The organism is Cellulomonas sp. P4_B5_2, assembly GCF_056402235.1.
On sequence record NZ_JBFUHU010000167.1, the window covers coordinates 1 to 8,270 of the forward strand.

Genomic DNA, 8,270 nt, shown 5'->3' on the forward strand with positions numbered 1-8,270 from the left:
AATGAGGACTGGCACGACGTCTCTGGCGCCTTCGCCGGCGTCGAGCGCGCCGCACCGTCGCAGGACTGCCTGAACCTCAACCTCTGGACGCCCGACCCCACGGCGACAGGCCTGCCGGTGGTGGTCTGGATCCAGGGCGGCATGTTCGAGCTCAGCTCGACCTCGGCCTACGACGGTGCGCACTTCGCCCGCGACGGCGTCGTCTGCGTCGTCGTCAACTGGCGCCCCGGCGCCGAGGGGTTCCTCTACCTCGGGGACGGCATCGCCAACCTCGGCCTGCTCGACCAGGTGGCCGCCCTGGAATGGGTGCAGGAGAACATCGACGCGTTCGGCGGCGACCCCGGCAACGTCACCGTCTTCGGCGAGTCCGCCGGCGCGATGAGCATCGGCACCCTGCTCGCGATGCCCCAGGCCAAGGGACTGTTCCGCCGGGCCATCCTGCAGAGCGGCGCGGCGCACCAGGTGACCCCGGCCGACGACGCGCGACGCATCGCCGGGTACCTGGCCGACATCCTCGGCGTGCCCCCGACCCGCCAGGCGATCGCGTCCGTCGGTGTGGATCGCCTGCTCGCGGCACAGGCCCAGCTGAAGACCGAGCTGCTCACCGACCCGGACCCGGAGCGCTGGGGCCAGGCGGTGGTCACCAGCACGATGCCGTGGCAGCCGGTCGTCGACGGGCAGGTCCTGCCTGGCTACCCCATCGACCAGATCGCGGCCGGTTCGGGCGGCGAGGTCGACGTCATCGTGGGCACGAACACCGACGACTGGAGGCTCTGGCTCCTGGTCAGCGGCGCCCTCGGCCAGATCACCGACGAGATCCTGACCGGCCCCGTCCGCGGGCACGGCTACCAGGCGCTGGCGGCCTACGGACTGGATCCGTCGGCAGCGCTCGACGCCTACCGGGACAGGTATCCGCAGGCCTCCCCCGGTGACCTGCTCGCGAACGTCCAGACCGACTGGTGGATGCGGGTGCCCGCCCTCCGCCTCGCCGAAGCCCGCACGCGCACCCCTGCGACCGGACGCACCTACATGTACGAGTTCGCCTGGGCCGCCCCCGGGCTCGGCGCGGTCCACGCCGTCGAGGTGCCCTTCGTCTTCGACACCGCGACTCCCGACGCGCCGCTGTTCGGCCCGATGCTCGGCGCCCACCCGCCGCAGGACCTCGCGCGTCTGATGCACGCCACGTGGATCGCCTTCGCCAGAACCGGTGATCCCGGCTGGCCCCCGTACGACCACCACCGCAGGGCCACGATGCGGTTCGACACCACCTCGGAGGTCGTCGACGACCCCCGGGCCTGGGAGCGGGCGCTCTGGGAGGGCATCCGCTGACCATGGCCTACGTCGTGCGGGCTGTGCCCCGGGACCGCCAGCCGATCCTGGACAGGCTGGCGGGCGCGAGCCGACGATTCCAGGTCCACGCCCTGCTCGAGCTCGACGTGACCGCCCCCATGGCGCGCATCGCCGCATCCGAGCCGCGTGTGTCGTGGACCGGCTTCGTCATCGCGAGCGTGGCACGGGCGGTCGCGATGCATCCCGAGGTGAACGCCCGCAAGGCCGGCAACGCGATCGTCTCCTTCGACCGCGTCGACATCGGCGCGACCGTGGAGCGGCACTGGCAGGGACGCACCGTGCTCGACGCCATCACGGTTGCTGACGCCGACCAGCAGTCCTGCATGGCGATCTCCCAGACCCTGCAACGAGCGAATTACGGACCGGGCGACGAGCACCGCCCGAGCGGGCTGATCGGGGCGCTGATACGGCTACCGGGACCTCTTCGACGGACTGCCATCCGTGTCGCCGCCACCAGACCCGACATCGCCGCCACCTTTGGCCCCGCAGTGGGAGTCACGTCGATCGGGATGTTCGCCGGCGGGTGGGGGTGGGCCATTCCGCTCGCACCCCTGACGGTGATCGCGACGGTGGGGCGCATCGCGGACCGCGCGGTCGTGCGCGACGGGGTCGTCGTTGTGCGGCCGATGCTGCCACTGACGTTGAGCTTTGACCACGGCGTGATCGACGGGGCACCCGCGGCGCGCTTCACCGAGAGCCTGAGCACTCTGATCGAGACTGGCGCAGCGCTTGAGGAGTTCGCACTTCCCGCCGAGCCTTGAGCACCTGCCGAGGGTTCACGTTCTGACTAACGTCCGCAATCCATGGGCATTGAGGCTGGCGGCTCAGTACCGGTTCCGTTCACTTGAGCGGTCACCATCCGCACCAGAAGACCGAAGTGCGCCCCTGCCCATAGAAATTCTCTCGAGGCAAGGGCCGCACGTCTTGTGCGTGGCGGTCACCTCCTAGCGACGCAGACTTGCGGTCCACTGGACCTGGGAGCGCGCGAAGCTCCCGCGCCTGCAGCTAGACAGATCGTGACGAGATCCACTCCTCGACGGCGTGTGCCATGGCAGCCTCATTGCGGTAGCCGCCCTGATTCAGAGCGACTGCGAGTGACCGCCAGAGCATCGGTTCCGCTGGCTCGAGAGCGAGGGCGACTGCCAGCTCGTCGATCCCGGCCTCCACGTCGCCGGCCAGATGGTGTGCGATGCCGAGCTCCTGATGAGCGGCAGACAGGTACGGGTATCGAGCGCACAGTTGAGACGCGCGACTCACCTGAGCGGCGAGGTCGTCGCCCGCTCCCTCGATAAGGGCCTTGAGCTCCGCGAGCACGACGTCTGGCGGTGAAGCCGTCATCTCGCCAGTCCGAGTGAATAGCGCGGCGGCCTCACCACCTCGGAACAGCAATGTCCAGGGAAGGATCTCGCTAGCGTCAAGCGACACCCAGCGAGGAGGCACGTCAGTAGCGATCTCGGGGTGCAGCACCTGATCGCGAACCTGGGACGGAACCACGAGTCGTTCAGCGCTCATCCGGGCCTCCCAATCGGACGGGAGCCTCGAACGATAGGCGGCGCCTACGCTGTCGGACATGGCCCTGACCGTCTCCCAGGTGGGAAAGGCAAACCCCGCGCGGCACGTGAGCTCGAAGCCGACTGCGTCCGCCTGAATCTCCTCCCACTGTCCAAGCAGGACCTGCAGGCCCGGGCCCGGCGTCGGCACATAGGTCCGCTGCAACGGCAGAAACAGAGTCAGCAGCGCCCCGAGTTGCACCTGCGCGGTAAACCACTCGCCAACTGAGCCGGCCTCGCGGGTCGTGACAACGGAACGGCTCGCGCGGGCGATGAGCGCTTCCAGCGCCGACCGACCTAATAGTGAGTCGCCCGCCACCACGTCGTCCAGCCAATCCAGGTGTAGGTCGGCTTGAAGAAATTCCGCTGGCGTCGTAGGGACCGCACCTCCAAAGAATGCCCCAACCACAAAGTCGGGATCTTGACTGACAGCTCCGGCCCGCATGATGACGTCGTAGACGTCGAAGACGCTCCCGGCGTTGCAGTAGCCCCACTCGAACAGGTCGACGACGAGGTCGACTGCTGCGGGAACGCCGTGCCGTGCCATCTGCCATGACGCGCAGCGAAGCAGTCGCGAGGAGAGAAGGCCCGAGTCCGTCACTGCCAGGTTCCAGTTCAGGAAGAGCGAGCGCGCCGCTTCAGCCGGGGGAAGAACCTGACCGGGCTCGCCCAGGTGACCCGCTGGACCGAGAGAAGGGGGCCAACTCCCGGTGTTGTAGCAATAGGGCGCCTTCACAGATGCGCGGAAGCGCAACTCTGCCGGTCCCTGTAGAGCCTCGAGCAGCGCCATTGTGAAGCCGGCGGCAGCGGTGAAGGTCGCGAACTGGTCCTCTTCCAAGGTTGATGCGCTGGCCAGGCGACCGAAGGTGGTCATCTCCTGGAGCAGTCCATCGGCAACCGGAATTACCGCGCGGGTGCAGTCCTCTCTGCCCGTCAATATCATCGCTTCGCTCCGATCCGGTCGCCAAGAGAGAGTCATACAAAGAGCCCCACCGCTGCGATGATGTCGCCGGCATTGGCTTTGACGTACCGATAGCCACTGATGAGCCACTGCCGGGGTGAACCGATCATGCCGCGCCGGAACGTCCTATTGGCTAGCTGACTTTTCACGGCGATGTGATTGATGAACTGGCGCCCAGTCGTCCCAGCGTCGGCTGCCCCCGCCACATCGACGAACAAGGCGCGAAGGTATTGCCTTAGCGCGGCCGCCGTCTCGTGATCTCCAAGAGGGAAGTAGATCGCCTCGTCCCCCGTCGAGAACCTGCGGAGAAAGGCGATCCCCGGGAGCGGCGGGGCCTCATTCGGGACGAAGAGATCTCGAAGCATCTCCTGAGCAGGGAGCGTGCCAGTATCGAGCTCGAGCCAGTCCAGGGATTCCACGTCCAGCGGACTCGGGAAGGGTGCCGGTCGTGCGGTGGTGAACAGAACGAGGACCCTCGCACCAGAGTCGGCTGCGAGCGTCCCCTCGGCGAGATAGTCGACGATCACGTGATCGGCACGCGGGTCGAACGCAAGAAATCCAAACGCGGTATAGCGCGTCTCGATCACCTCGAGATTGTTCCCCTCGAAGAGGATCGAAAGGTCCTCCACACTGCCGCTGAGGTGCTTCTCGGCGACCTGAGCGCCGACGATCTGCTCCGTCAGGGTCTGCAATGATAGGACGTACATCGCGCATCACACACCTTTGCTGGCGCTCCTGAACTCCTCAGATAAACACGCGCTGTCGACGCAGTTGCCGCAGGCATCAAACACGGCGTGGCTCGGCGTCCGCTCTTTCAGCGCCGCATGCATGCGTGCACACCACGGGAATCCGAGCACTTCGTTGCATTTCGAGGGGAGCGGGTCTCGCCGCTGCGAAGAATCCTCACGGTCGAGACTATCCCTGGCCGGAGGCGGCCTCAATAGTCAGCCCATAAGTCGGTTGAGACGGTACATGGGCGACGAATTCGCGGCAGAGACGCGGGCCGCCCTTGGACGCGTACATCAGCGAGTCGCTCGATGTGATCGAGACCTTGCTCGAGCGACTGCGGTGAGGCCCCCATGCAGGGCAGGCACGGTCAGTGCGGCCCTGAGGAAAGCGTCGCAGTCCACGGTCCATCGCTGCCAACTTCTGCCTCGCCCAGCCCGGGCCAAGGAGGCATCGTGGCCCCGATCGCGACGAGCGGGTCGCCTGGTGCTACGGAGACTTGGAACGCCGTGCCGACCGGAATGCTGATGCATACACCCGGTGCGACAACGAGGCCCTGCGAGTCTCCTGCTGTGCTGAGCCACATGCGCCCAGCGCCGGACATGAAGTACCACAGCTCGTCGACGGTGCGATGCCGGACGGTGGGCGACACCGACCCGGGTGGGAACGTGAAGTGTGCGAGACCGCCGTGCGGGGTGTCGAGGAGGACGCGCACGTCGCTCCCATCGGGCCCGATCGCGGTCGGTTCTTCGGGGAGTACCAGGCGGGTAGTCACGAGCACACTCCTTCGCCGTACGTCAGGCTCGGAACATCGTCCATGCTCCACCAGTGTGCTCGTCGTGCCGACGATCACGTCAGCCGCAGCCTGATCCCGTCCTGTCCGTCGTCGCCCTCACCCTTGAGGCTGCCTGCGGCGCCGCACGGATCCCGATCACTCCCGACGCGCGGTGGCGATCCAGGATCGTGAGCCGGAGCCGTTGAGAGCCGTCGGAAAGCCGTTGGTAGTGGGCTGCCACCTGCGCGATTGCTCTCGACCGACTCGGGCGAACCCCCTCGATTCGGGCTCGTCGGTTGACAGAGTCAACACGGCTCTGCGCGGTCAGCGTGGAGCCGCCGAAAAGCACTTCGACGGACCGAAACTCGGTCGCCGCGGTGGTGCCCGAAAGCCCGGAGCAGTAATCAGTTCCCGCCTACGGGCCATCGACGGCGACGTCGACTGGCCACTCATCGTCATCGGCCCGCCGCGCATCGAGCCTGTCGAGTCGAAGCTGGGGACATTGCCCGTTCGACGAACCACGACCGAGACGGGCAACTGCGGTCAGCGGACGAGTTCTCGAAGGTAGCCGACGAAGCCCCGGGAGCACGCCCCTCCCCACGCTGGTTGCCCGCCAGCTCCTCGACGAGGCTCAGCCGGCGATGTAGCCAAGGTTGCGCATCGCGTCGCGAAGGTCCGCTTCGTGGGTAGTGCGGTCCCAGCGCCTGACCTCCCGAAACGCGTCGGCCGCCGTTTGCCCACAACGTGAGGCCCGAGACGCTGCCGATGTCGCCGTGCTGTAGGCACCCACGGGCAACCTCGCGTGCTGCCATCGCTCGTCGACCCGTCACGGAGGCGCCGACGACGTCGGCGCCCTCGCTCGTCCGGGGCCTGCGACGGAGGCCGATGATGCCGAACGGCTCAGAAGCCGGTGATCGAGCCACCGCCAGACGGTGAATAGTCGGCGTTGAGCTGACGCAGCTGGACCCGCCCTGCGGCGAAGGCGGCTCGGATGGCTGCCTCGAGCGCCGGGTCCCCGAGGTTGAGGCGGCCGGGCTGGATCGCAGCCTGGAGCTCTGCACGCCAGGCGGGCCTCAAAGTGGTCGCCGGCGCCGGGAACTGCCCGATCGTCGACATCTTCACGTCCGTCGCGATGAGAGTCACCTGGCCGTTGGCGTCGACGCGTGCGGTGAAGAAGTCACCGCCTCGCACGTTCGCCCCGAGCGGCGCCTGCAGGCCGATCTCTCCCCTGCGCAGAGCCTCCCGCCAGCCCGCCGCCTCCGCCTCGTCGGCGCGCGGCCCGGTGATCACGGACCGGTCGGTCTGGGCCGAGGCCGAACGCTGACCGAGGACGGCACCGGAGAACGGGTCCGCCACGAGTCGTGCGGGGTTGACGAGGAACGCGCCGGACGAGATGCGAACGGCGGCCGCGGTGGGCGGCGCTGGCGTCGCGGGAGGTGCTGAAGCCTGCGCAGGTGCCGCCGCGGGGGCTGCCTGAGCCGGAGCAGCCTGCGCAGGTGCTGGCTGCGCCGCGGTCTGGGTCGCCGCGGTCTGGGTCGTCGGACGTGCGACGTATCCCGACGGGGTGCGGGGATCCGTCAGGTTGTATCCGCCGCCCGACTGGCCCATCCGGAACGCCGGCGCCGCGCTAAACAGGCCGAGGCCTGCGGCCAGCCCGTAGGCACGGGTGGTATTGCCGAGGGACTGACCCATCCGGTACAGGCGCGCCTCGGCGCCGGGATGCCCACGCGCGTCCAGCCGGAAGGACCGTTGCGGTCCGTTCTGACCCTGTTGGTTCGCGCGAGCCCGGCCGAGCGTGCCGACGGCCAGCGCGACGGCTCCCGCCTGCAGTGACTGCGACAGGTCGCCGGTCTGCGCATAGGTGACACCTCCGGCCGCGAGGCTCGGGGCACCCACGCCGACGGCGAACTGGGCGCCCGGTGAGGTGAGCGTCTGCGAGTACGTCCCGGCGGCGCCACCGAACAGGCCGAAGCCCAGGCCGGTAAGCCCACCACGCAGGGCCATGTCGCCGCGCGACGACCCCTCGGGCGGCTCCTGCAGGAGGCCGCCCGCGGTGCCGCTCAGGGCGCCGCCACCGCCCTGGGCGGCCATGCCGCGCCACAGGTTCTGCCCGAAGGTCAGCCCCTCTGCGCCGACCCCGAGGTTGCGTGCGAGACCGAGGCTGGCCCCGCCGCCGAGCCCGATCAGCGCGCCCTGGGTGCCTACCCGACTGCCCTCGGCGAGCCCCGCCTCGAGCGCCCGGTCCGCGCCGTTCCCGGCCAGCAGCTCACCGCCCGCCCCGCTGCCGAAGCCCAGCGTGTACCCGCCCACGCCGACCACGCCGCTCGTGCCGACCGCCGTCATTCCCGTCGCGAGCAGGCCGGTGGCGCCCGTGCCCGCGACACCGGCCGCCACCAACGGAGCGGCGACGATCGCGCCGATCGACAGCGCGATTGCGAAGGAGAGGTTCCGGGTGATCGTGAGCCCTTCCACGATGCCACCGGCGGTGTTGATCGCCGCCTCGATCCCATCGCGCACGATCTGGTTGGCCTGCCCTGCCTTCTCGACGGCGGTGAACACGGCGTCACCCATGTCGGCGAGCGAGCCTCGCTGCTGAGCGTTGCGGAAGCGACTCAGGGCGACGTTGGAGTCGCTGAGCGGGTCGAGCATGCGCGACTGGAGCTCGACGGGCTCCTCGCCGTTGAAGACGCTCACCACGAAGCCCACGTAGGGCTGCTCCTCGTAGTTGAGGCGCAGGTGCTCGCCCATGCGGTACGTGCTGCTCTCGTTAAGGTCCCGGGCCTGGCGTGCAGCCTCGGCAAGCGCCGCGAGCGCCTGCGCCCGCACCCGGTCGGCGACTTCCTGCGGGAACACCAGCAGCTCGCCCTCGTGCATGACGTACGCCATGCCGGGCTGCTCCTGGTAGGGG

At 68.6% G+C, this 8,270-nt stretch carries 4 protein-coding genes and 1 pseudogene; 2 read left to right on the forward strand and 3 right to left on the reverse strand.

Annotated elements, in window-relative coordinates; genetic code table 11:
* Both AC1DUQ_RS12970 and AC1DUQ_RS12975 read left to right on the forward strand, forming a co-directional pair.
* Window positions 1-1,329 (forward strand): carboxylesterase/lipase family protein (locus AC1DUQ_RS12970; protein WP_477073916.1); only part of this gene is annotated, 1,329 nt, incomplete at its 5' end.
* A gap of 2 nt (window positions 1,330-1,331) precedes the next feature.
* Window positions 1,332-2,111: a 2-oxo acid dehydrogenase subunit E2 gene (locus tag AC1DUQ_RS12975; RefSeq protein WP_477060625.1), complete on the forward strand. Its 780-nt coding sequence runs from the start codon at window positions 1,332-1,334 to the stop codon at window positions 2,109-2,111.
* A gap of 244 nt (window positions 2,112-2,355) precedes the next feature.
* Here AC1DUQ_RS12975 and AC1DUQ_RS12980 read toward each other — a convergent pair whose 3' ends face one another.
* The 3 genes and pseudogenes from AC1DUQ_RS12980 to AC1DUQ_RS12990 form a co-directional block, all read right to left on the reverse strand.
* On the reverse strand, window positions 2,356-3,774 hold the full coding sequence (locus AC1DUQ_RS12980) for a tetratricopeptide repeat protein (RefSeq protein ID WP_477060624.1): 1,419 nt from the start codon (window positions 3,772-3,774) through the stop codon (window positions 2,356-2,358).
* Window positions 3,775-3,875: 101 nt separating this feature from the next.
* Complete coding sequence (locus tag AC1DUQ_RS12985) at window positions 3,876-4,568, reverse strand: hypothetical protein (RefSeq protein ID WP_477073917.1); 693 nt, start codon at window positions 4,566-4,568, stop codon at window positions 3,876-3,878.
* Between the two features lie 1,694 nt (window positions 4,569-6,262).
* Window positions 6,263-8,270 (reverse strand): annotated as a pseudogene (locus tag AC1DUQ_RS12990) (hypothetical protein); the annotation flags it as partial.

Coding starts and splice junctions, on each gene's coding strand:
- AC1DUQ_RS12975 (WP_477060625.1), top strand. CDS start 1,332: ATGGCCTACGTCGTGCGGGCTGTGCCCCGGGACCGCCAGCCGATCCTG.
- AC1DUQ_RS12985 (WP_477073917.1), bottom strand. CDS start 4,568: ATGTACGTCCTATCATTGCAGACCCTGACGGAGCAGATCGTCGGCGCT.
- AC1DUQ_RS12980 (WP_477060624.1), bottom strand. CDS start 3,774: ATGACCACCTTCGGTCGCCTGGCCAGCGCATCAACCTTGGAAGAGGAC.